Source organism: Pandoraea sp. NE5, assembly GCF_024363545.1.
In the GTDB taxonomy this organism is placed as follows: domain Bacteria; phylum Pseudomonadota; class Gammaproteobacteria; order Burkholderiales; family Burkholderiaceae; genus Pandoraea; species Pandoraea cepalis.
Genome location: NZ_AP025517.1, coordinates 3,058,522 through 3,080,800, shown reverse-complemented (window position 1 = coordinate 3,080,800; position 22,279 = coordinate 3,058,522). Strand labels below are relative to the sequence as shown.

Genomic DNA, 22,279 nt, shown 5'->3' with positions numbered 1-22,279 from the left:
AAACAAAAATGAATTATTTTGCATTCCCATGAAGGTCAATCTGACGACAATTGCACGGCGAGGCGGCCGCGCAGTTGCAGATAGGCGTCGGCCAGCACCCGCCCGCCGGTGTCGAAGCTCATATCCGCCTTGGCATAGAAGTCTTGGCGGCCGGCCAGAATACGCTTGAGGTCGTCCATCGCTTCCGCATTGCCCGACATTGGACGCAGATCGCCCTGCGCCACCACCCGCTTCATATGCTCTTCGGGCGACGCCTGCAGCCATACCGTATAGCAGTGCGTGAGCAGGAAGTTGAAGGTCGCCGCGTCGCTCACGATACCGCCCGGCGAGGCGATCACGGCACGCGGATGCTCGGCCACGACGGCTTCGAGCGCACGCAACTCATAGCGGCGATAGGCGCTCGCGCCATAAAGCGAGTAGATCTCCGACGGCGGGCACCCCGCCAGTTGTTCGATCACGCGATTGAGTTCGACGAACGGGACATGCATGTCGTCGGCGAGCATGCGGCCCAGCGTCGACTTGCCCGCGCCCCGCAACCCGATCAACGCGATGCGGCCACGCCGATCCGGGTCGCGCTCGCTCCCGGCAAACAGCTCGCTGAGCGCCTGACGCGCACGCGTGAGCGCCTCGCCGTCGCGCCCGTGCAGAATTTCCCGAATGAGCAACCATTCCGCTGACGACGTCGTCTCGTCGCCCACGATTTCGGCCAATGTGCAATTTAGTGCCTGTGCAAGCTGACGCAGGAACAGCACGGACGCGTTACCGACACCCGACTCCAGATTGGCCACGTGACGCTCGGAAACACCGGCGTCCAGCGCAAGCGCCTTGCGCGTCAAGCCACGCCGGGCGCGCAGCGTGCGCACCCGCTCACCCAGCGCGACCAGAAACGGGTCTTTCTCACCGGCGCCTCGCGCCGTCGGCACCCCATCGGCTTGCGCACTCTTATTCATCAGACAAGATCCTCAATGCAGGTAACATGTAATATATTGCTTGACAGCCAAAATTGCATGCTCTAATTTTCACCATGCGCCGATAAAAAAGCAAACGCGGACCGGACATCCCGAGTCCCGCCATTGATCGGCGTCATATCGACGTCCCCAGGAGACATGGATGGATGTGCCTCAATTTCAGGCGTTGATCGCCGACCTGACGCGACAACTCGATGGCCGCGCCCTCGACGCCTCCCTCGCCGATTGGCTCAACGCGCATTACGGCGCCGGCTCCGCCGGTTACGAAGCACTTGCCGACGCCTGTCGCACCGGCGTTGCCGACGGCTGGCTGTGCAACCGCGAAGGCGGTGGCATTCGCTACGGACGCGTCATCAAGCCCACGCCCGACACGCACGGATTTTCCGTCGACGTGGTGGACATGGCCGATCTGGCCGGACCGCACCATGCGCATCCGAATGGCGAAATCGATCTGATCATGCCGCTCACTCCCGGCGCAACGTTCGACGGACACCCGGCGGGCTGGTGCGTTTACGGTCCCGGCACAGCCCATCGACCGACAGTCGCCCACGGACGCGCCCTCGTGCTGTATCTGTTGCCAGACGGCGCCATTGAATTCACGCGCAGCGCCTGATCCGGCGCCTGCCCCCTTCCTGATTCCCCCGGTTCATGCTCATGCACTCCCCTGCCTTGCTGGAAAACTATGTCGCCGGCCATTGGGTGGCCGGTAGTGGCGCGCCCACCGCGCTCACCGATCCCGTGACAGGCGAGACACTCGCCTTCGTATCGAGCGCCGGTCTGGATCTCGACGCCGCGTTCGCCTTCGCGCGAGACGTCGCCGGCCCGGCGCTGCGCGCCTTGTCGTATGGCGAACGCGCGCAGCGACTCTCACAGATTGTCGCCACCTTGCAGGCGAACCGCGACGACTACTACGCCATCGCCACAGCCAATTCAGGAACGGTCGCCACCGACTCCGCCGTCGACATCGATGGCGCTATCTACACCCTGTCGACGTATGCCAAGCTCGGCGCAACGCTGGGCGACGCGCACACGCTGCTCGACGGCGCGGCGGTGCCGTTGGCCAAGGATGCGTCGTTCGCCGTGCGTCACGTGTTCCGTCCGACACCGGGTGTGGCGCTGTTCATCAACGCGTTCAACTTCCCCGCGTGGGGACTTTGGGAGAAGGCCGCGGGCGCGTTGCTCGCGGGCGTGCCGGTCATCGTCAAACCGGCGACATCGACCGCCTGGCTCACGCAACGCATGGTGGCCGATGTGGTCGCCGCCGGTCTGCTGCCGCCGGGCAGCCTGTCGGTGATTTGCGGCAGCGCCGCCGGTCTGCTCGACCGGATCGGCCCGTTCGACGTGGTCTCCTTCACCGGCTCGGCCGACACCGCTGCCACGCTGCGCGCGCATCCGGCGTTTACCGAACGCTCGGCGCGCATCAACGTGGAGGCCGATAGCCTGAACAGCGCCGTGCTGCTGCCCGACGCGGCGCCCGGCACCGCCGCGTTCGACCAGTTCGTGCGCGAGGTGGCGCGCGAGATGACCGTCAAGGCTGGCCAGAAATGCACGGCCATTCGGCGCGCGATGGTTCCCGTCGCGCACTTCGATGCCGCGGCCGCCGCCATTGCCGAGCGTCTGGCCAAGACGGTCGTCGGCAATCCGCGCAACGAGGCCGTCAAGATGGGCTCGCTCGTCGCTCTGGCGCAAAAGCGCGCCGTGCTCGACGGCATCGCCTATCTGCAGGCGGAAGCCGAAACCCTCTACGACGGCAATCGCGAGACTGCCTTCGTCGACGCCGGTACCGACAGCGCATGCGTGGCCCCCGTGCTGCTCGGCCTGCGCGATGGTGCGCGCGGACAGCGCGTGCACGACACCGAAGTCTTCGGCCCGGTCGCCACGCTCGTCGGCTATCGCGATCTCGACGAAGCGGTCGCGCTGGCCAAACGTGGGCAGGGCTCCCTCGTCGTCTCGCTGTACAGCAACGACGCCGTGGCCATGCGCGCGCCCGCCCTCGCGCTGGCCGACGCACACGGCCGTGTGCACGCGGTCGACCCATCCGTCGTGAAGACACAGACGGGCCACGGCAACGTCATGCCGCAATCGCTGCATGGCGGCCCGGGCCGCGCCGGCGGCGGCGAGGAACTGGGCGGTTTGCGCGCGTTGCGCTTCTATCACGTGCGCTCGGCCGTTCAGGGTCCCGCCGCGCTGATCGAAGCGATCACGCAGGATGCTGTCGAACTCCCGAAGGCGTAATCTGTTCTTCAGCGGCCGTCGCAAACCGTCGCAGTCAAGGTGATTCATTCAGGCGCCGCCAGAGCGCCGACAAGTCCTCACGCCGCGCGTGCACGCCTCCAACGAGTGCGCCGTGCGGTGATCCACCGGAGACACCATGGAAGCCGTACTTACCCCACCGCCGGCGAACTTCAACTTCGCCGCGCATCTGGAGGCGCTCAACCGCGGGCGCGCTGCCAAGACTGCTTATCTCGACGACACGCGCGCGCTCACCTATGGCGAGCTGGCCGAGCAAAGCCGACGTTTCGCGACCGGGCTCGCGCGCGCGGGGATTCATCGTGAAGAGCGCATTCTGCTCATCATGCTCGACACCATCGACCTGCCGGTCGCCTTTCTCGGCGCCCTGTACGCCGGTGTGGTGCCTGTCGTCGTCAACACCTTGCTCACGGCCGACGATTACGCCTACATGATCTCGCACAGCAAGGCGCAGCTCGTGATTGCGTCCGGTGCGCTCCTGCCGACCGTGCAGGCCGCGCTCGACAAGGTGGCCGAGGGCGCCGCGCCGCCGCCGTGCATCGTCTCGCAACCGATCGCGACCGAGGCGGGCAACGCACGCGCCCTGCCGACCTTCGACGCCCTGGTCGACGGCCCCCCGAGCGCACTGCCCGCCGACACCGACGGCGACGACATCGCCTTCTGGCTATATTCGTCAGGTTCGACCGGCAAGCCCAAGGGCACCGTGCACACGCACGCCAACCTGTACTGGACGGCCGAGACCTATGGCCGCCACGTGCTCGGCATTCGCGAAGATGACATCGCCTTCTCCGCGGCGAAGCTCTTCTTCGCTTACGGGTTGGGCAATGCGCTGACGTTCCCACTCTCGGTCGGCGCGAGCGTCGTGCTGATGGCCGAGCGACCGACCGCGCAAGCCGTGGCACAACGGCTTCGCGAGCATCGCCCGACGATTTTCTACGGCGTGCCGACGCTCTACGCCAACCTTCTCGCCTCGCCGCACCTGCCGGCCCGTGAAGACGTGGCGCTGCGGCTGTGCACGTCGGCGGGCGAGGCGTTGCCGCGCGAAATCGGCGAACGGTTCACGGCGCATTTCGGGGCGGAGATTCTCGACGGCATCGGCTCGACCGAAATGTTGCACATCTTCCTGTCCAATCGTGCCGGCCAGGTCGCCTACGGGACGACGGGCGAACCGGTGCCGGGCTACGCCGTGGCATTGCGCGACGAAGACGGTCATCCCGTGCCCGACGGCGAGATCGGCGATCTGTACATCAAGGGCCCGAGCGCGGCGCTCATGTATTGGTGCAATCGCGACAAGACGCGCGCGACGTTCCTCGGCGACTGGCTCAAGAGCGGCGACAAGTACCAGCGTCTGCCCAATGGGTATTACGTCTATGCCGGGCGCAGTGACGATATGCTCAAGGTCAGCGGCCAGTACGTCTCGCCCATCGAAGTCGAGATGGTGCTGATGCAGCACGACGCGGTGCTCGAGGCAGGCGTCGTGGGACGCGACGACGGCGGCCTGACCAAGACACAGGCCTTTGTCGTGCTCAAGCCCGGCATCGCAGCCACCGACGAGATGGCCACCGAGTTGAAGGCCTTCGTCAAGGCGCGCCTCGCCCCGCACAAATACCCGCGTGAGTTGGTGTTCGTCGACGATCTGCCGAAGACGGCGACGGGCAAGGTGCAGCGCTTCAAGCTGCGCGAGTTGCTTTAGGAGACGACAAGACGATGTCGGACGTACAGTTCGCCCGGATCGAGACGGCCTCGCACGGCCCGCTCTCGCTGGAATACCGATGGCTCAACCGTGAGCTTGCCGACGCCCCGCTGCTGGTCTTCCTGCACGAGGGGCTGGGCTCTGTTGCGATGTGGAAAGACTGGCCGCAGCAGTTGTGCGACGCGGGCGGCTTTCGCGGGCTCGTCTATTCGCGCAACGGCTATGGCCGCTCCACCCCGCGTGAGCCCGGCGAGAAATGGCCGGTCGACTTCATGCACCGTCAGGCGCGGGAAGTGTTGCCCGCCTTTCTCGATGCGGTGGGCGTCGGCCCCGAGCAGGCCGGGCACGTGTGGCTTGTCGGCCATAGCGACGGCGGCTCGATCGCGCTGCTGTTCAGCGCGGCATTCCCCGAGCGGCTCGCCGGTGCGGTCGTGCTCGCCCCTCATCTGTTCGTCGAGGATCTGTCGGTGCAGAGCATCGCGAAGACGAAGGCGGTGTACGAGACGACCGACCTGCGCGCGAAGCTTGGTCGCTATCACGACGACGTCGATTCGGCGTTTTGGGGTTGGAACGATATCTGGCTGGACCCGGCGTTTCGCGAGTGGAATCTGGTCGGCGCGGTGGCGAGTATCTCGAAGCCGCTGCTCGCGATCCAGGGCGAGGACGACGAGTACGGCACGATGGCGCAGATGGACAGCATTGCCGCGCATGTGCCGCACGCGAGCGTCGTGAAGCTGCCGGCGTGCGGACACTCACCGCACCGCGACGCGCCCCAGCCACTGGCCGAGGCCATCATCGCGTTCATTGGCCGCCATCACGCGGCGGCAAACCGTCAGGCGGCATGACGTGGCGGGCGCGCGCCCACCGAGGGAGGGCGCGCGTTGCGACGATGCCCGTCGTCAGATCACTCGCACCCCGGGCGTGCCCGGACGCATGGCGCCAATGATGCCGGCTTCATGGAAGCCGTCGGCGCGGAAGACCGCGAGCACATCGTCGACCGCGCCGGGCGCGCACGACACCAGCAAGCCGCCCGCCGTCTGCGGATCGCACAACAGATCGCGATCACGCGTCGTCAGCCGCTCCCCCAGCTCGACCGATGCCCCGTAGGACGCCCAATTCCGGCCAGACGCGCCAGTAATACATCCCTGGTCGGCCAGTTCGCGCACGCCGTCGAACAACGGCACGTCGGACATGCGCAGATACGCCGCCAGATTCGCGCCGCGGCACATTTCGAGCGTGTGACCGAGCAAACCGAAACCCGTCACATCCGTGAGGGCATGCACGCCGGGCAATGCCGCGAGCGCCGGGCCGACACGGTTCAGGCGCGTCGTGGCGTCGATCATGCGGCGATAGCCCGCCGCATCCAGTTGGTTCTTCTTGAGCGCCGCCGACATCACGCCCACGCCCAGAGGCTTGCCGAGCACGAGTACGTCGCCCGCCTGTGCATCGGCGTTGCGCTTGAGCCGCTTCGGATGCACCACCCCGAGCGCGGCGAGACCGTAGATCGGCTCGACCGAATCGATGCTGTGCCCGCCGGCAATCGGAATGCCCGCCTCGGTGCAGACCGATTCGCCGCCGCGCAGAATCTCGCGAATCGTCTCGCGTGGCAGCACGTTGATCGGCATGCCGACGATCGCCAGCGCAAAAATCGGCTTGCCGCCCATCGCATAGATGTCGGACAGGGCGTTGGTCGCGGCGATGCGGCCGAAGTCGAACGGGTCGTCGACAATCGGCATGAAGAAGTCCGTCGTCGCGATGATGGCCTGCTCGTCGTTGAGCTGGTAGACCGCGGCGTCGTCGGAGGTTTCCGTGCCCACGAGCAGCGCGGCGGGTGCCGGCAGCGGCGTGTCGTTGCGGGCGAGCAGTTCGGAGAGCACGCCCGGCGCGATCTTGCAGCCGCAGCCGCCGCCGTGCGAGAGCGAAGTGAGACGCGGAGCGGCCGGTGTGGCGCCCGCTTGGGTTGCATCGATTGCGGTCATGGTCGTTGGTGTGCGTTGCGAATGGCCGGGAACCCGTCACAAGGCGTGCGGCAGCCTCGATCGGCGCGTCGCCGGCGAGAAATTCGCACTCGCTGCGCCCGGAATGACGACAGTTTGCCAAAAGTCGACGTATTATGAAGCAGCTTTTGCATGTCGATTTGTCTCGAAATGGCGGTCGACGGCATGAGGCGACCGATTCACCGCGTCCCGCCATCGGGGGGACGCCATTGCCGCAGCATCGCAACACCCTAACCACTACGCGCCGTGAGCGCTGACGCCTAAGGGGACCCCACCATGCAACGCCGCCGCTTCCTCTCGCTGGGCGCCTTCGCCCTGCCCGCTTCCGTTCTGTCCACTTCACTCGTTCCCACCGCGGCCCAGGCCGCGTCGACGGACTCGCCGTCGCCGGGCCCGGCCGACGGCTGGCGTACGTTCGAGCTGACCACCCGCGTCGACTTGCCCGCCACGAGAGGCCCGGCGAATGTCTGGCTGCCGGTGGCGATATCGCCGTCCGGTACCTACCAGCATGCCCTTGGCACGCGCTGGGAGGCCCCGGGCGCGAATGCCGCGTTGCGCATGGTGCATGGCGCATCGGGCATCGGTGTGCCGATGCTCGCGGTGGCATGGCCCGAGGGGGCGGCTCAGGACACGCGCACCGTCACGCTGGTGAATACCTTTACCACGCGCGACCGATCCGTTGACTTGTCGCAGCCGCCCTCGGCCAACGCCCCGCGCGAATCGCCGGAGGTGTTGCGTCAGTATCTCCAGCCGACAGCGCTCCAGCCGACCGACGGCCTGGTGCGCGAGACGGCCGAGAAGATCACGCGCGGCGAGACGGGCGATGTGGCAAAGGCGCGCGCCATCTATCAGTGGATCGTGGAAAACTGCCGGCGCGAAGGCACTGTGCGCGGCTGTGGCACGGGCGACGTGCGCTACATGCTCACCACCGGCAACCTTGCGGGCAAATGTGCCGACATCAACGCCCTCTTCACCGCACTCGCGCGCTCGGTCGGCATCCCCGCCCGCGATGCCTATGGCGTGCGCGTCGCGACGTCGCGGCGGGGCTTCAACAGTCTGGGCAAGGCAGGTGACGTCACGCGGGCGCAGCATTGCCGCGCCGAGTTCTACGCGGCCGGCTACGGGTGGGTGCCGGTCGACCCGGCGGACGTGCGCAAGGTCATGCTCGAAGAAGTGGCCGGCGGTCTGCCGATCGACGACCTGCGCGTGCGGGCCGCGCGTGCGATGCTCTTCGGCCAATGGGAAATGAACTGGGTCGCGTTCAATCACGGCGCGGACATTGCGTTGCCGGAGGCCCCGGGCGCACTGGCGGCGCGCCAGAGCACCGTGCCGTTCCTCATGTATCCGAATGGCGAGGTGGCGCACGCCCGACTTGACAGCCTCGATCCGGACACCTTCCGCTATCGCATGAACGCCCGCGAAATCACCGCCTGACGTCACGCACGAAGGAGCGCACCGCCATGCATCGCCGTCATTTTCTTCACACCCTCGGCGCCCTCGGCACGGCCGGTGCGCTGGGGGGCGTCGGCGCACCGGCGCGGGCCGCCGGGCCGGTCAATGGGGCGGCGGAAGTCGATGACAGCGCGCTCGCGGGCACGTCCGGCGGCACGCTCTCGGCGTGGCGTGGGGCCACGCCCGCCTTTACGCTCGATGGACTCGACGGCCGGCCGCACGCCTTGTCCGAATGGCGTGGACGCGTGGTCATCCTCAACTTCTGGGCCACGTGGTGCGGCCCCTGCCGCGAGGAGATTCCGGCGATGGGCGAGGTGGCACGTCGATACCGTCAGCGCGGCCTCGCACTGGTCGCCGTGAATTACAAGGAACCCCTGGCGACAGTCAAGCCGTTCCTCGACAAACTTCCCATCGACGGCACCGTGCTGCTCGACGCCGACGGTGCCGTCTACAAGCGTTTCGGATCGCTCGGGCTGCCGGCCACCTATCTCGTCGATCGCGCGGGCAACGCGCGCTTCTGGCGCATGGGCGAACTGGAATGGAGCGACGTGGGACTGCACGGGCATATCGAGGCGTTGCTAACGCAAAAGGGGGGCACGACGGCCTGAGTGTGCGTCGTTGCTGCCCCCCCCCCACGGCATCAAGCCTCTTCCGACTTCCCCCCTCATCCGGCTGCGATCGACTGCGCGGCCTCGCGCACGTGATAGAGCAGTCGCGCCGCCGGCCCGGCGAGCACGCCTTCGCGGTGGGCGCAAAACAACGGTGCACGTGGCGCGGGCGCAAGCGGCCGGTAGACGATACCTTCCACCTGCATGCGCATGAGCGATGCGGGCACGACCGACACGCCCAACCCGGCCGCGACGAGCGAGAGCGTCGTCAGCAGACGCGGTGCTTCCTGCTCGATGTTCGGACTGAAGCCTGCGCCATGGCACGCCGCGATGATGGCGTCGTACAGCCCCTGCCCGGTGCGGCGCCGATACAAAATCAGCTTCTGCGTGGCAATGGCCGTCATCGGCACGGCGGCTTTGCCCGCCCGCCCCGTCAGGGCCAGCGGATGCGCCGACGGGACCGCGAGCACCATCGGCTCTTCGAGCACCGGTACGAAGACAATCTGCGCGGTATCCCCCTGCGGCTGGCGTACGAATGCAACGTCCAGTTGCCCGTCGCGCAGGCCGTCGAGCAGCTCGCTTGTACTGCTCTCGTCGAGCATCAGCGAGACGGCTGGCGCATCGCTTCGGAAGGTACGAATCACCGTCGGCACGAACGGGTGCAGTGCTGCGGAACTGGTCAGGCCTACCGACAGCCGTCCCTTGATGCCGGCCGCGACGCGGCGCACGTCGTCGACCGCCTGATCGAGTTTGCGCACGACCTCGTACGCGTCGCCAAGAAACGCCTGGCCGGCGTCGGTGAGCGCCATGCCGCGCGGCAGGCGCTCGAAGAGCGTCACGCCCAGCTGGCTTTCCAGCACCCGGATCTGCTGCGAGAGCGGCGGTTGTCCGATGCCCAGACGCTCGGCCGCGCGCGTCATGTGCCCCGTTTCAGCCACCGCAATGAAGTAGCGCAATAACCGCACGTCGATATTTGCCATATTGATTCGATATGATTCAAGTCACTTCCATATATTGGACAATATAGCGCAATCCGCCTACGCTCAAGGGGTTGCGCGCGGCATCGGTGCTGTCCGTCCTTCGATGGCCCCCTGTCTTGCGTCCCCCACCGCAGTCCCGTTTTCAGATCGAACCCGCCATGAGCCTTCCGGCCCCCTCCGCACCTGCAGACTCCGGCCTGCCCGCCACGACGCCGGCGCCGCCAGTTGCCGACGCCCCAAGCATTCGCGCCTTGTTCCTGGGCTTCCTTGGCCTTGGCATGACCGCGTTCGGCGGAGCGCTGCCGTTGGCGCGTCGGATGATCGTCGAGAAGCATCGATGGATCACGCCCGCCGAATTCACCGACTTGCTCGGGCTGTGCCAATTTCTGCCCGGCGGCAACATCATCAATCTGTCCGTCGCGCTCGGCATGCGCTTTCATGGATGGCGCGGCGCGCTCGCATCGATCCTCGGCCTGATCGCCGTGCCGTCGGCGGTGGTGATCGCACTGGGCACGATCTATCAGCATTTTCAGCACGACCCGCACGTGCGGCATCTCTTCGCCGGACTCGCAGCGGCCGCTGCCGGGCTGTTGATCCAGATCGCCTGGAAAGTCTCGTGGCCGCTGCGCAAGTCCGTGGTGCTTGCCGCGGTGGCGGCGGCGTGTTTCATCGCCATCGCGGTGCTGCGCGTGCCGCTCGTGCTCACCATGCTGGTGATGACACCGATCTCCCTTTACGCCACGTGGCGGGTGTCGCAATGACCGGCACCCTCGTCTCGCTCGCGCTCATCTTCTCGCAGTTGTCCGTGCTGGCCTTCGGCGGCGGCAATACCATCCTGCCGGAGATGGAGCGTCAGGTCGTCGATCTGCATCACTGGATGACGTCGGAACAATTCAGCGCACTGTTTGCGCTGGGGCAGGCGGCGCCCGGCCCGAACCTCATGATCGTGCCGCTCGTCGGATGGCACGTGGCCGGCTGGCAGGGCATGCTCGTGACATCGCTCGCGAAGTTCGGGCCGTCATCGCTCATCACGATCGGCGTGTTGCACCTGTGGGAGCGCTTCAAGGACCGGCCATGGCGTCGCCTTGTGCAGGCTGGTCTGGTGCCGATGACGGCGGGACTCGTTGCCGCGAGTGCGGCCTTGATCGTCGAAGCGTCGGCGACATCGTGGTGGCTCGGCGGGATCACGGCGGCCGTGGCGGTGCTCGCCATCCGCACGCGCGTGCATCCGCTGTGGTGGCTCGCTGCGGGCAGCATCGCGGGTTTGCTCGGTGGGGCGTACCTGTAGCGGCAGCGGTCGCGCCCGCCGCTTACGTCACCCCCTGCCCGCCTCGCGCACGTGCGCGTACGACGCGTGCCAGTGATCACGGCCCAACGTGCCGATCCCGTCGACCAGATGCATCCAGTCGGTGGACCCGATCACCAGCGACGCGGGCGTATCGCCGCGTGCCAGCGCCGCAAGCCGGGGTGGGCATGGGGAACGCCGCCCGGGTGTTCCGGCCACCATCATCAAGCGGGCAATCCAGGGGGCAACGTCTATCGGGATCGCCGGAACGACGACCTCTCCCGCCTGCGGCACCGGTTCGTCGGTCCAGCGCCAAGCGAAGCGCGCGCTGATACTCGCGCGTGTCGCGACGCCGATGGCGTCAAGTACGCGCTCACAGGTCAGCCCGCGCTGCGCGGCGGTATTCAGCGCGCGGACGGCGAGATTTCGCCAGTCGCCATCACCGCCGCAGTCAGCGCGTACGCTGGCGGCGAACAGCGCGACCACGCGGGATCGAACGCGCCGCAGGGCCTCCGGATGGGTCAGCATCGCGCGGGCGTCTCGCGTGTCGTCCGAGAGATCGTCAGTCGTCTCCAACGGATCGAACAGTTGCACGTCGACCGGATGAACGCTGAAGGTCGGCGAGCCCTCGGCATCGTGTCGCCAATCGGGTTCGAGACGTTCGCGCAGCAGCGCGAAGGCAGCATCGTCACGGATCAGCGAGGGACGGTTGTCGCTCAGGTTGAGCGCGTGCCGGACGGCGCCGGACAGCCGGAAACCCAGGCCATGGGCCAGTAACTGGCAAAGCCCGACGACGCGGTCGCTTTGCGCCAAGCTCGCTTGCGGCGCGTCGGCGAGATGCAGAATCAGCGATTCCGCGATGCGCAGTTCCGCGAACTTGCGGCGCGTCGTTGCGCTGGCGCGTTGCGAAACCGCAGTGGGTGGCAGGGGATGGGCGGCGGTCTGCGTTGCGTCGAATGCCGCCAGACACTGGCGCATGGCCGTGACTTCCTCCACGGTCCGACGCCGCAGTTGCGCATCGGTGTCGAGCGCCCACTCGCGCAGCGCGCCCTCGCCCGCAGTGCAGGCGCGCTCCAGCGCGCGCAGCTCGGGCCAAAGATATCGGCACGTGGCGCCCACCGTGACGGCGCTTAGCGCACAGGCGAACGTCACCTCAGCGGCCCCGGTGAGTGCTGCGCCGTGTCGCTGATACCCCAGGCACGCGCTCTGCCATGCGTCGTTGAGCAGGTGGTGCAGTCCGCTGTCTCGCAAACACGCGGATGCGCCTGCGAAATCGCCGCGGACCCCGTCATGCAGGCAGTTCACTGCCTCGTTGGCCAAGCGCATGAACGGATTCACCGGGTGGGATGCTGCATGGGAAACGAATGGCATGTCGGCGCCTCCTGGATGTCGGAAAAGCGAGCATCGTCCACCGTTGCGGCGCAAGACGCTTCAGGATTCGCCCGCCCTTCTGTCGGACCGCCTCACGCAGAATCTGGGATGATGGACGCATTGCGTTGCCACCGAATCCGTTGGAGGCTCCATGTCGATCGTCCCCGAGTTGGCCGCATCCCACTCTGCTTTGCTTGGGCCGCTTGGGCGACTCGCGCGCTCGTGGGTCCCGACGTGTCGACGTGATGGCCCCCTGCGCGCGGGGACGCGTGTGCTCGTGGGCGCGCTGACAGTCGTGGCCGTCGGCCTGAGCGCGGCGGTGGCACGGGCGGCCGATCCTGCCCCGGAGGCCCTTCTCTTCTCAAAAGCCGTGCCGGGCAGTGCCTTGCCATCCGGATGGCGAAACCTGCCGGTCGTGAGCGGGAAGAAACTCACCACCTACGCCGTCGTCGTCGATGGCGGGCGCAACGTCATCGAGGCCACTTCGGTCGACTCTGCCTCGGCGCTCATGGCTCAGGGCGACGGCGTCGACCTGAGCGTGACGCCCGTCGTGTCATGGCGCTGGAGAGTCGACCAGGCGATCCCGGGCGCCGACAACCGGGTGGGCGACAAGGAGGATTCGCCGGCGCGGCTGGTGTTTTTCTTCGACGGCAACACATCGTCGCTGCCGTTCGGCGATCGGGCGGCCATGGCGCTGGCCAAGGCGGGGGGCAAAGACCTGCCCTATGCCACGCTGATGTATATCTGGTCCAACGATGCCGCGCCGGGCGGCGTCATCCAGAACCCGCACACCGATCGGGTGCAGATGCTCGTGGTGGCGGGCGGCAATGCGTCGCTCGGCAAGTGGCAAACGTTCTCGCGCAACGTGGCGGCGGACTACGAACGCATCTACCGGGAGAAGCCGGGCAAGCTGCTCGGCTATGGCATCTTTACCGACAGCGACAACACGCACGCCAGCGCGCACGCCTGGTACGGCGACGTTCGGTTCGGCGCGGGAAAGTGACGCCACGGCGTGCGCCGCGCGCAGGGCGATGTCGCGAGACATTCCGCGTCCGGTTTTATCTGCCGACACCGGTTCGAGAGACGGCGACCATGCCGTCGAAAAAATCCCGGAACGCCCCGTCTGACGGGGCCTTTGCGCTATTACAACAGTCACTTGCGTGCTACGCTATCTCGCCTAGAATCTGAGCCAGAGTTTGTCGACGGGCTCATTGCTGTTCACGCCTCTCACCGCCCCGCGAGCGCCATGCAAAAGAATCGCCAGCCCAAGGACGTTACGTTCGCTTCCAGTCCGGTATTGCAGTCGCGCATGTCGATGTGGCGCTCCAAGTTCGTCGTCATCACGATCACCCTCGCGTTCATCGGACTGGTCGCACGAGCGTTCTGGATTGCCGGCCCGGGCAATAGTTTCTATATCGCGCAGGGCGAAAAGCGATACGAGCACACCATTGTCATGCCTGCGGTGCGCGGCAAGATCGAGGATCGCGACGGCCGCGTACTCGCGACCAGCCTGCCGATGCGCACCATCTGGGCGGTACCGGCCGAGGTGCCGGACGACTTGTCCGACAGTGCCCTGCAGAAGGCCAGCAAACTGCTCGACATTCCCGCGAAGGAACTGCGCGCCAAGCTCATCGGCGAGAAGAAGTTCGTCTATGTGAAGCGTCAGGTCTCGCCGGAGATCGGCAAACAGATGGAAGTCCTGGGCATCCCCGGCGTGTACGAAAGCAGCGAATACAAGCGCTTCTACCCCGAAGGCGAAGTCGCGGCACATGTGGTGGGCTTCACCAATGTCGAAGACAAGGGTCAGGAGGGCATGGAGCTGGGCGAGGAGCCCTTGCTCGAGGGCAAGGCGGGCGTGCGACGCGTCATCAAGGACCGCATCGGCCGGACCATTCAGGACCTCGACGACTCCAGCCCGCCGCGAGACGGCAAGGACATTCGCCTGACGCTGGATACACGTGTGCAGTACATCGCCTACGAGGCGTTGAAGAATGCACTGGAACGCACGGGGGCGAAAGCGGCGATGGCGGTCGTCATCGATGCCAAGTCCGGTCAGGTGCTGGCGCTGGCCAACTTGCCGACCTACAACCCGAACGACCGAGCGCATTTGACGGGCGAGCAATTGCGCAACCGCGTGTTCACGGATGTCTTCGAACCGGGCTCGATTCTCAAGCCGTTCACCATGGCGCTGGCGTTGGACCTGCATCGGCTCACGCCGACCACGCTCATTGACACGGGGCCCGGGCGATACGTCTTCGAAGGCGCGACCATCAGCGACGACAGCGCGAATGGCGTGTTGACGGCGGCGGGTGTCATTCAGAAGTCGAGCAACATCGGCATGACCAAGGTGTCGACGATGTTGCGGGCGGAGGAAATGTGGGACATGTTCACCGAGATCGGACTGGGTCAGCAGCCGAAGCTGGGGTTCCCGGGGGCGGTATCGGGGCGTTTGCGTCCGTACAAATCGTGGCGGCGGATTGAGCAGGCCACGATGGCGTACGGTTACGGGATCTCGGCGTCGCTGTTCCAGTTGGCGCGCGCGTACACGATCTTTGCCAACGATGGGGTGCTCGTGCCCATCACCATCATCAAGCCGGATACGCCGGTGCAGCCCGAGGGCGTGCGGGTGATCGACGCGCACACGGCGGCTGAAATGCGTCAGATGCTGGCGGGCGTGGTCGATACGGGCGGGACGGCCACGACGGCGCAGGTCGCCGGTTACAGCATTGGCGGCAAGACCGGTACGGCTTACAAGGCGGGCGCGCACGGATACGATCACTCGAAGTATCGGGCATCGTTCGTGGGGATCGCGCCGTTGTCGGCACCGCGCCTGGTGATTGCGGTATCGGTGGATGAGCCGAAGGCGTCGCAGCACTTTGGCGGTCAGGCGGCGGGACCGGCGTTTGCGGAGATTGCATCGCAGGCGTTGCCGCTGCTGGGGATTCGTCCGGATCTGCCGGTGCGGCCCGGGGTCATCCTCGCCGCGCCGACGTCGGATACGCCGCCGGATGACAAGGCGGCGTCGCACGGATAGGGCTTTGTGGGCTTGATATCGGTTCGTAGCGTCTCGTAGTGCCTCGTAGCTCCGTGTTGCGCCCGTATGTCTTGATGCGCCCGTATGTCCTGATGCGCCCGGTCGCTTCCAACGCCAGCGGTAAATCGGGTTGGGGGCCGCCCGCGGCACTCCAATGCCTGTTAAGTCGCACCGCGGGCGGCCCCCAACCCGATACGTCAATGCACACGATGCGACGCCCCCGTCGGGCGACCGAGGTGGCTGGTAAAACAGGACGCGTGAGCGAACCGTGCCGCCGCCCCCGATCCGTCAACGATTGCGATGCGACGCCCCCATGGGACAACCAAGGCGGGTGGTGAGACAGGATGCGTGAGCGACGCTTGCCGGTGCCCTGACGGAGCGACTTTAAAGTGGAGCGCAGTCAGGGTACCGGCAAGCGTCGCGGGTATGGGGGATTGCGGGGGCGTTGGGGGTGAATGAGCGGGCGGTGTCGACGGATCGGGAAGGTGTGAGCAAAAAAGGCGGTTCGATGACTCGAACTGCCTTTTTTGCGTACTGAGGCGCCAAACGGCAGGTACAAGCCCGTGCCCCCGGCAACGCGTCGAATCATTCACCGAAACCGGTTAGCGAGTCGGCTCGGAAATCGGCTGGAAGGCCGCCCCTCCAAAGCGCCCCAAAAAGAAAAAGGCGGCCCCGAAACCGGCGCCGCCTTTCTCTCACTTGTCCGAAGAAACGCAGACAAGTTCTGAAGAAGCCTTACATCCCCGGCATCATCAGTGTGTTGGCGTTGTGCATGATCCACAGCGAGCCGACCAGCACGATGGACACGATCAGGATCGTGAACGCGAAGGCCATCACGTTCCAGCGCTGTTCCGACGAACGGTCCATGTGCAGGAAGTAGATCAGATGGACGATGATCTGCACGAGGGCCGCGCCGAGAATCAGCGGCAGCACCGTCGACGGCGGCATCGTGCCATCCATCACCAGCTTGAACGGCACGACCGTGAGGATCACCGCGAGCACGAAGCCGATCAGGTACGACTTCACGCTGCCGTGGCTACCCCCGGCCGCATTGTGGCCAGCGTCGTGGCCGTGCGATTGCACCGATTTCGTATTGCTCATTTACATCGCTCCCATCAGGTACACGACCGTGAACACGCCAATCCACACCACGTCCAAGAAGTGCCAGAACAGCGACAGGCATTGCAGGCGCGTGGTGGTGGTCGAGTTCAGACCCTTCTTGCCGATCTGGAACATCAGCACGGCCATCCACAGCAGGCCCGAGGCCACGTGCAGACCGTGGGTGCCCACCAGGGCAAAGAACGACGACAGGAAACCGCTACGGTTCGGGCCCGCACCTTCCAGAATCAGATGGTGGAACTCATACAGTTCCATCGCGATAAACCCGGCACCCAGCAACCAGGTCACCGCCAGCCAGCCCAGTACCGTGCTCTTCTTGCCGTTGTGCAGCCCCACCATGGCAAAGCCATAGGTGATCGACGAGAACAACAGGATGAACGTTTCGACCAGCACGAACTTCAGGTCGAACAGTTCCTTGCCCGTCGGGCCGCCCGCAGACGAGTCACGCAACACCGCAAAGGTGGCGAACAGGCCGGCGAACAGCACCAGGTCGGTCATCAGGTACACCCAGAAACCGAAGATCGTGTTGCCACCGGTGTCGTGGTGCGCGTGGTCGTGCGCATGCGCATCGGCATGCGCGCCAGAGTGTTTGAGAACTTCGCTCGTCATGATTAAGCCTTTGCTGCTGCGGCCAGTGCCTGATGGTGAGCCGTTTCAATGGCCACCACTTCCGGCGACTGCACGTAGTAGTCGATCGAATCGTCGTTGCTGCGGCAGATGAAGGTCACGATCATGCCGACGAAGCCGACGATGGCCAGCCACCAGATGTGCCAGATGGCCGCGAAACCGAACACCAGCGAGAACGCACTGATGATGAAACCGGCGCCGGTATTCTTCGGCATGTGGATCGGTGCGTAGCTCGTCTTCAGATCGCCCTTGATGCCGTGGGCCTTGCGATAGGCCAGCTCGTCGATGTCATGCACGCGCGGCTCTTCGGCAAAGTTGTAGAACTGCGGCGGCGACGACGTCATCCATTCCAGCGTACGGCCGTTCCAGGGATCGCCCGTCGTGTCGGCCAGCGCCTTGCGGTTCTTGATCGAGACGACCAGTTGCAGCACCTGGAAACCGATACCGGCGGCGATGAACAGTGCCCCCACCCACGCGGCGATCAGCCACGGCTGCCACGCAGCGTTTTCGTAGTGGTTCAGGCGACGGGTCATGCCCATCAGGCCCAGCACGTACAGCGGCATGAACGCGAGGTAGAAGCCGATCAGCCAGCACCAGAAGCTTGCCTTGCCCAGACGCTCGTCGAGCTTGAAGCCGAAGGCCTTCGGGAACCAGTAGTTCATCCCGGCGATGTAACCGAACAGCACGCCACCGATGATCACGTTGTGGAAGTGAGCAATCAGGAACAGCGAGTTGTGCAGCACGAAGTCGGCGCCCGGCACGGCCAGCAGCACCCCCGTCATGCCACCGATCACGAACGTGACGATGAAGCCCAGCGTCCACAGCACCGGCACGGTCATTTGTACGCGACCGCGATACATCGTGAAAAGCCAGTTGAAGATCTTCACGCCGGTCGGGATCGAGATGATCATCGTCGCGATACCGAAGAACGCGTTCACGTTGGCACCCGAGCCCATCGTGAAGAAGTGGTGCGCCCACACGAGGAACGACAGCACCATGATCGCGGCCGTGGCGTACACCATCGACTTGTAGCCGAACAGCTTCTTGCCCGAAAACGTCGAGATGATCTCCGAGAACATACCGAACGCCGGCAGAATCAGGATGTACACCTCCGGGTGACCCCAGATCCAGATCAGGTTGATGTACATCATCGGATTGCCGCCCAACTCATTCGTAAAGAAATGGAAGTCGAGGTAGCGGTCGAGCGATAGCAGCGCCAGCGTCACCGTCAGCACCGGGAACGCGGCGCACACCAGCACCATCGTGCACAGCGAGGTCCACGTGAAGACCGGCATCTTCATCAGGTTCATGCCCGGCGCACGCATCTTCAGAATCGTGACGACGAAGTTCACACCCGTGAGCAACGTCCCCAGACCCGAGATCTGCAAGGCCCAGATGTAGTAATCCACCCCCACGCCCGGACTGTATTGAATGCCCGAGAGCGGCGGGTAAGCCAGCCAGCCCGTGCGCGCGAATTCACCCACGCCCAGCGACAGGTTCACCAGCGCTGCGCCGGCCACGAACAGCCAGAACGAGAGCGTGTTCAGGAACGGGAATGCCACGTCGCGGGCGCCGATCTGCAGCGGCACCACGAGGTTGACGAGACCCGTCATGAACGGCATCGCCACGAAGAAGATCATGATCACGCCGTGGGCGGTGAAGATCTGGTCGTAGTGCTCCGGCGGGAGAATGCCCGGCGAGTTGTGCGCGAGCATGAGCTGCGTACGCATCATCAAGGCGTCGGCAAAGCCGCGCAGCAGCATAACGAGCGCGACGAGCACGTACATGATGCCGATCTTCTTGTGATCGACCGACGTGACCCATTCGTTCCACAGGTACTTCCACTTGCCGAAGTAGGTGAGCAGCCCAATGATGCCCAGCCCCCCCAGCACCATCATGCCGACCGCGCCGACGATGATCGGCTCGTGGTACGGGATGGCTTCGAGAGTCAGTTTGCCAAACAGCGTTGACATTGTTGTTTACTCCTTGTGCGCGTGCGCAGACGCGCCGGCGTGCATCGCATGCGCGCCGGCATTGTCCATGGCCATGGTCATCGCGGCGGCCGGTGCCGTCGCGGTGTCGTTGGCCGCACCCTTCATGTCCATCTTCATGTCCATGCCCTTCATGTCCATGGCACCGTGGTTCTCATGGCCGTCCTGCTGCTGGGCCATGCCGGATGCCATGGGGGCGTGCACGATCGACTGGAACAGGTTCGCGTCGACCGAGCTGTAGTACGTGACCGGCGTGTTCTCGCTCATCGGCACGAGCGATGTGTAGGCGTCGCGGTCGAGCACCTTCTTCGACTCGCGCACCTTCGTCACCCATTGCTCGAAGTCGTTGTCGGTCATCGCCAACGTCTTGAAACGCATGCCCGAGAAGCCGCCGCCGCTGTAGTTCGCCGAAATGCCGTCGTACGCACCGACGTGGTTGGCGATCAAGTGCAGCTTCGTCTGCATACCGGCCATCGAGTAGACCTGGCTACCCAATTGCGGAATGAAGAACGAGTTCATGATCGATTCCGACGTGATCTTGAAATTCACGGGGGTATCGACCGGAACGGCCAACTCGTTGATCGACGCAATCCCTTGCTCCGGGTAGATGAACAACCACTTGTAGTTCATCGACACCACTTCGACCGTGATCGGCTTCACATCGCTTTGCAGCGGCTTGTAAGGATCGAGTTCGTGGGTGGAGACCCAGGTGATGCGCGCGAGGATCGCAATGATGATGATCGGCACGAGCCAGACCACGACCTCGATGGCCGTGGAGTGCGACCAGTTCGGTTCGTAGCGGGCCGCCTTGTTGCTCGCGCGATATTTCCACGCAAACCACAGCGTCATCAAGATGACCGGAATCACGACGATCAGCATCAGCCAGGTGGCCGTGAGAATCAGGGATTTGGTCTCTTCTCCGATCTGCCCCTTGGGGTTGAGAACGGCCATGTCGCAGCCAGCCAAAAGCAGCGGCGAGCACAGGGCGAGGAGCCTTAGCAATCGCGGGTTTCTGTGTTTCTTCATGTCACACGACAGGGTTGAGTTGGCCAACGAACGGCGCAACACGGGCTTACCGGCCTGATGCAGGGTCGCAGGAGGTTGGCAAGGGTTAAGGTGAGACGGGAGCAGTCGCCGCGCCGATATTGCACCGGCCGAACTACGACGACTGTGTCATCGAAAAGACGGGAACCGGGGCGGGTTGCCGCCCCGAAGACCTCAAGTCACTGCCCGACTTCTTGTCTTTTACTTCCATCACGGTGCGGCATTATGCCGAAGTTTAATTAGGCCGGACATCGCACACACACCGGCGCGACAATGTGTCGCGCAGCCCTCACGCATACGCGCGCGACGTTTTCAAAGCAGATCGGCACGTGTTTGGCGGTAAACGCTGTGCAATGCAGCAATTCGGGAAGGTTCTTAGATTTCAAGAGGTGCGACGTTGTGTCGCACCTCCATTTGCCGTGTCGCAGCGAAACGCACCGAATTGGTGCATCGAGAGGAAGGGAAGGCAGCTGAGGACGTTGGCCCGGCGTTTCAATCCAGCGACAGGCGCACGGCGAACGCCAGGAGCGCCGCGCCGAACGACCAGCGTTGGACTTTTTGTGCCAGCGGACGGGTGCGCAGCCAGCGGGCGATGCGGGCGGCACCGAAGGCGAGCGTCACGTCGAAGATCGCACCCACGACCAGCAGCAGTACACCCAGTTCGAGCACCTGCGACCACATGGGCCCGGCTTCGGCGCGGACAAACTGGGGCAGCAGCACCGAACAGAACAGCAGCGCCTTCGGATTGAGCACGCTGGAGAGCACACCGCGCCGCACGGCATGCGCGAGCGGCGGTGCAGCGTCGGTCGGCGCGGCCGCGGCCTCGATGCCGAACGCCGGAGAACGCCAGATCTGGATCGCCACCCACGCCAGATAGATCGCGCCCGCGATGCGCACCGTCTCGAAGAGCCACGGCGCCGAACGCAACAACGCCGCCACGCCGCAGGCCGAGAGCGTTACGTGCCCGGCACGCGCCAGCGCCAAGCCGGCCGCCGTCGCCAATCCGTGCCGCACCCCTCGCGTCATGCTCGTCTGCATGACGAGCGCCATATCCGGGCCCGGCAACGCGTAGACGACGATCAACGCACCGACGAAGACGGTGAGCAACTGCAGCGAAACCATGATTTTCCCCTGACGGCCGCAATGGCGGAAACGAACCTCATGATCTCGCTATTCAACGAGCGATACACAGCGTTTTTCACTCACAATTCTTTAATAATTTAGCTTATTTCACCAATAAAGTGCATTTCACATTGGAGTCTCACCAAGTTAGAGGTCACACCCGCGACAATCAACCTAATCCGGAAGGATGAGGGCAACACTTTCCGGAAATTGCAGATCGTGGTGGAATGCCATCTTTGTAGTAGCTTTCGTAGCGGGATACTCATCATGAACGAACTCGACGCCATCGATCGGGCGATTCTCTCCATCGTCCAGCGCGATGGCCGCATTTCCAACGCCCGGCTCGCCGAACGTGTGTCGCTGTCCGAAACACCCTGTGCGCGACGTCTGAAACGGCTCGAAGCCGAGGGCTATATCACCAGCTATCGGGCAGAACTTTCGAACCGCGCGCTGGGGCTGGGCGTGACGGCATTCGTGCATGTGCGCTTCGCCGTGCATGACCGCGCGCTGTCCGAGCAGTTCGAGCGCGAAGTCCAGGCCATCGAGCGCATCGTGTCGTGCCACAACATCTCCGGCAGCGCCGATTACCTGCTGGAGGTGGTTGCCACGGATCTCGACGATTACGGCATGTTTACGCGCGACGTGCTGCGCGCCCTGCCCGGCGTCTCGTCAATCGAATCGATGCTGTCGCTGCGAGAAGTCAAACGCGATACCGGTGCGCCGTTGCTCTAATCCGAC

20 protein-coding genes are annotated in these 22,279 nt (G+C 64.9%); 11 read left to right on the top strand and 9 right to left on the bottom strand.

Annotated features, from left to right (window positions below; translation table 11 throughout):
- Positions 1–35: 35 nt before the first annotated feature.
- Positions 36–950 (bottom strand): helix-turn-helix transcriptional regulator, encoded by a 915-nt coding sequence (locus PanNE5_RS14110; protein ID WP_017234256.1) that lies wholly within the window; start codon positions 948–950, stop codon positions 36–38.
- Between the two features lie 160 nt (positions 951–1,110).
- On the opposite strand from PanNE5_RS14110, the gene PanNE5_RS14105 reads away from it, so the two are divergent.
- The 4 genes from PanNE5_RS14105 to PanNE5_RS14090 all read left to right on the top strand — a co-directional run bounded on the left by PanNE5_RS14105 (position 1,111) and on the right by PanNE5_RS14090 (position 5,756).
- The gene (locus PanNE5_RS14105) at positions 1,111–1,581 is read left to right on the top strand and encodes a DUF4863 family protein (RefSeq protein ID WP_017234257.1); all 471 of its coding nucleotides are present in this window, start codon (positions 1,111–1,113) and stop codon (positions 1,579–1,581) included.
- A gap of 35 nt (positions 1,582–1,616) precedes the next feature.
- Positions 1,617–3,203, top strand: coding sequence for a 3,4-dehydroadipyl-CoA semialdehyde dehydrogenase (locus tag PanNE5_RS14100; RefSeq protein ID WP_261938177.1), 1,587 nt, complete (start codon positions 1,617–1,619; stop codon positions 3,201–3,203).
- Positions 3,204–3,339: 136 nt separating this feature from the next.
- Complete coding sequence (locus PanNE5_RS14095) at positions 3,340–4,911, top strand: benzoate-CoA ligase family protein (RefSeq protein ID WP_261938176.1); 1,572 nt, start codon at positions 3,340–3,342, stop codon at positions 4,909–4,911.
- 14 nt (positions 4,912–4,925) lie between these two features.
- The gene (locus tag PanNE5_RS14090) at positions 4,926–5,756 is read left to right on the top strand and encodes an alpha/beta fold hydrolase (RefSeq protein WP_017234260.1); all 831 of its coding nucleotides are present in this window, start codon (positions 4,926–4,928) and stop codon (positions 5,754–5,756) included.
- 54 nt (positions 5,757–5,810) lie between these two features.
- On the opposite strand, the gene selD is transcribed toward PanNE5_RS14090, so the two are convergent.
- Positions 5,811–6,890, bottom strand: coding sequence for a selenide, water dikinase SelD (gene selD, locus PanNE5_RS14085; RefSeq protein WP_017234261.1), 1,080 nt, complete (start codon positions 6,888–6,890; stop codon positions 5,811–5,813).
- Positions 6,891–7,184: 294 nt separating this feature from the next.
- On the opposite strand from selD, the gene PanNE5_RS14080 reads away from it, so the two are divergent.
- Together PanNE5_RS14080 and PanNE5_RS14075 are read left to right on the top strand one after the other, a co-directional pair.
- Positions 7,185–8,342, top strand: coding sequence for a transglutaminase-like domain-containing protein (locus PanNE5_RS14080; RefSeq protein WP_017234262.1), 1,158 nt, complete (start codon positions 7,185–7,187; stop codon positions 8,340–8,342).
- A 26-nt stretch (positions 8,343–8,368) separates the two neighbouring features.
- Positions 8,369–8,968, top strand: a complete 600-nt coding sequence (locus tag PanNE5_RS14075) for a TlpA family protein disulfide reductase (protein WP_017234263.1) — start codon at positions 8,369–8,371, stop codon at positions 8,966–8,968.
- Positions 8,969–9,024: 56 nt separating this feature from the next.
- Here PanNE5_RS14075 and PanNE5_RS14070 read toward each other — a convergent pair whose 3' ends face one another.
- Positions 9,025–9,948 carry a LysR family transcriptional regulator gene (locus tag PanNE5_RS14070; RefSeq protein WP_017234264.1) on the bottom strand — a complete coding sequence of 308 codons (924 nt, stop codon included), beginning with the start codon at positions 9,946–9,948 and terminating at the stop codon, positions 9,025–9,027.
- Positions 9,949–10,106: 158 nt separating this feature from the next.
- On the opposite strand from PanNE5_RS14070, the gene PanNE5_RS14065 reads away from it, so the two are divergent.
- Both PanNE5_RS14065 and PanNE5_RS14060 read left to right on the top strand, forming a co-directional pair.
- Positions 10,107–10,709: a chromate transporter gene (locus PanNE5_RS14065; RefSeq protein WP_261938175.1), complete on the top strand. Its 603-nt coding sequence runs from the start codon at positions 10,107–10,109 to the stop codon at positions 10,707–10,709.
- Entirely contained in the window at positions 10,706–11,236 is a 531-nt protein-coding gene (locus tag PanNE5_RS14060) for a chromate transporter (RefSeq protein WP_017234266.1), read from the top strand. The genes PanNE5_RS14065 and PanNE5_RS14060 overlap by 4 nt, the downstream gene beginning before the upstream one ends.
- Positions 11,237–11,263: 27 nt before the next feature.
- Here the strand turns inward: PanNE5_RS14060 and PanNE5_RS14055 are convergent, their stop codons facing one another.
- Positions 11,264–12,604 (bottom strand): hypothetical protein, encoded by a 1,341-nt coding sequence (locus tag PanNE5_RS14055; protein WP_261938174.1) that lies wholly within the window; start codon positions 12,602–12,604, stop codon positions 11,264–11,266.
- 295 nt (positions 12,605–12,899) lie between these two features.
- On the opposite strand from PanNE5_RS14055, the gene PanNE5_RS14050 reads away from it, so the two are divergent.
- Positions 12,900–13,607: a DUF3047 domain-containing protein gene (locus tag PanNE5_RS14050; protein ID WP_261938173.1), complete on the top strand. Its 708-nt coding sequence runs from the start codon at positions 12,900–12,902 to the stop codon at positions 13,605–13,607.
- A 243-nt stretch (positions 13,608–13,850) separates the two neighbouring features.
- Positions 13,851–15,638, top strand: coding sequence for a peptidoglycan D,D-transpeptidase FtsI family protein (locus PanNE5_RS14045; RefSeq protein WP_017234268.1), 1,788 nt, complete (start codon positions 13,851–13,853; stop codon positions 15,636–15,638).
- A 735-nt stretch (positions 15,639–16,373) separates the two neighbouring features.
- Here the strand turns inward: PanNE5_RS14045 and PanNE5_RS14040 are convergent.
- From PanNE5_RS14040 to PanNE5_RS14020, 5 genes are all read right to left on the bottom strand, one after another.
- Positions 16,374–16,739, bottom strand: coding sequence for a cytochrome o ubiquinol oxidase subunit IV (locus PanNE5_RS14040; RefSeq protein WP_017234269.1), 366 nt, complete (start codon positions 16,737–16,739; stop codon positions 16,374–16,376).
- Positions 16,740–17,366 (bottom strand): cytochrome o ubiquinol oxidase subunit III, encoded by a 627-nt coding sequence (locus PanNE5_RS14035; RefSeq protein ID WP_017234270.1) that lies wholly within the window; start codon positions 17,364–17,366, stop codon positions 16,740–16,742.
- A gap of 2 nt (positions 17,367–17,368) precedes the next feature.
- Positions 17,369–19,348, bottom strand: coding sequence for a cytochrome o ubiquinol oxidase subunit I (cyoB, locus tag PanNE5_RS14030; protein WP_026132005.1), 1,980 nt, complete (start codon positions 19,346–19,348; stop codon positions 17,369–17,371).
- A gap of 15 nt (positions 19,349–19,363) precedes the next feature.
- Entirely contained in the window at positions 19,364–20,401 is a 1,038-nt protein-coding gene (gene cyoA, locus PanNE5_RS14025; protein WP_261938172.1) for a ubiquinol oxidase subunit II, read from the bottom strand.
- Between the two features lie 510 nt (positions 20,402–20,911).
- Complete coding sequence (locus PanNE5_RS14020; RefSeq protein WP_017234274.1) at positions 20,912–21,541, bottom strand: LysE family translocator; 630 nt, start codon at positions 21,539–21,541, stop codon at positions 20,912–20,914.
- Between the two features lie 267 nt (positions 21,542–21,808).
- Here PanNE5_RS14020 and PanNE5_RS14015 point away from each other — a divergent pair, with 267 nt between their 5' ends.
- Positions 21,809–22,273 (top strand): Lrp/AsnC family transcriptional regulator, encoded by a 465-nt coding sequence (locus PanNE5_RS14015; protein WP_017234275.1) that lies wholly within the window; start codon positions 21,809–21,811, stop codon positions 22,271–22,273.
- The last annotated feature ends 6 nt before the right edge of the window (positions 22,274–22,279 follow it).

Coding starts and splice junctions, on each gene's coding strand:
- PanNE5_RS14110 (WP_017234256.1), bottom strand. CDS start 950: ATGAATAAGAGTGCGCAAGCCGATGGGGTGCCGACGGCGCGAGGCGCC.
- PanNE5_RS14105 (WP_017234257.1), top strand. CDS start 1,111: ATGGATGTGCCTCAATTTCAGGCGTTGATCGCCGACCTGACGCGACAA.
- PanNE5_RS14100 (WP_261938177.1), top strand. CDS start 1,617: ATGCTCATGCACTCCCCTGCCTTGCTGGAAAACTATGTCGCCGGCCAT.
- PanNE5_RS14095 (WP_261938176.1), top strand. CDS start 3,340: ATGGAAGCCGTACTTACCCCACCGCCGGCGAACTTCAACTTCGCCGCG.
- PanNE5_RS14090 (WP_017234260.1), top strand. CDS start 4,926: ATGTCGGACGTACAGTTCGCCCGGATCGAGACGGCCTCGCACGGCCCG.
- selD (WP_017234261.1), bottom strand. CDS start 6,890: ATGACCGCAATCGATGCAACCCAAGCGGGCGCCACACCGGCCGCTCCG.
- PanNE5_RS14080 (WP_017234262.1), top strand. CDS start 7,185: ATGCAACGCCGCCGCTTCCTCTCGCTGGGCGCCTTCGCCCTGCCCGCT.
- PanNE5_RS14075 (WP_017234263.1), top strand. CDS start 8,369: ATGCATCGCCGTCATTTTCTTCACACCCTCGGCGCCCTCGGCACGGCC.
- PanNE5_RS14070 (WP_017234264.1), bottom strand. CDS start 9,948: ATGGCAAATATCGACGTGCGGTTATTGCGCTACTTCATTGCGGTGGCT.
- PanNE5_RS14065 (WP_261938175.1), top strand. CDS start 10,107: ATGAGCCTTCCGGCCCCCTCCGCACCTGCAGACTCCGGCCTGCCCGCC.
- PanNE5_RS14060 (WP_017234266.1), top strand. CDS start 10,706: ATGACCGGCACCCTCGTCTCGCTCGCGCTCATCTTCTCGCAGTTGTCC.
- PanNE5_RS14055 (WP_261938174.1), bottom strand. CDS start 12,604: ATGCCATTCGTTTCCCATGCAGCATCCCACCCGGTGAATCCGTTCATG.
- PanNE5_RS14045 (WP_017234268.1), top strand. CDS start 13,851: ATGCAAAAGAATCGCCAGCCCAAGGACGTTACGTTCGCTTCCAGTCCG.
- PanNE5_RS14040 (WP_017234269.1), bottom strand. CDS start 16,739: ATGAGCAATACGAAATCGGTGCAATCGCACGGCCACGACGCTGGCCAC.
- PanNE5_RS14035 (WP_017234270.1), bottom strand. CDS start 17,366: ATGACGAGCGAAGTTCTCAAACACTCTGGCGCGCATGCCGATGCGCAT.
- cyoA (WP_261938172.1), bottom strand. CDS start 20,401: ATGAAGAAACACAGAAACCCGCGATTGCTAAGGCTCCTCGCCCTGTGC.
- PanNE5_RS14020 (WP_017234274.1), bottom strand. CDS start 21,541: ATGGTTTCGCTGCAGTTGCTCACCGTCTTCGTCGGTGCGTTGATCGTC.
- PanNE5_RS14015 (WP_017234275.1), top strand. CDS start 21,809: ATGAACGAACTCGACGCCATCGATCGGGCGATTCTCTCCATCGTCCAG.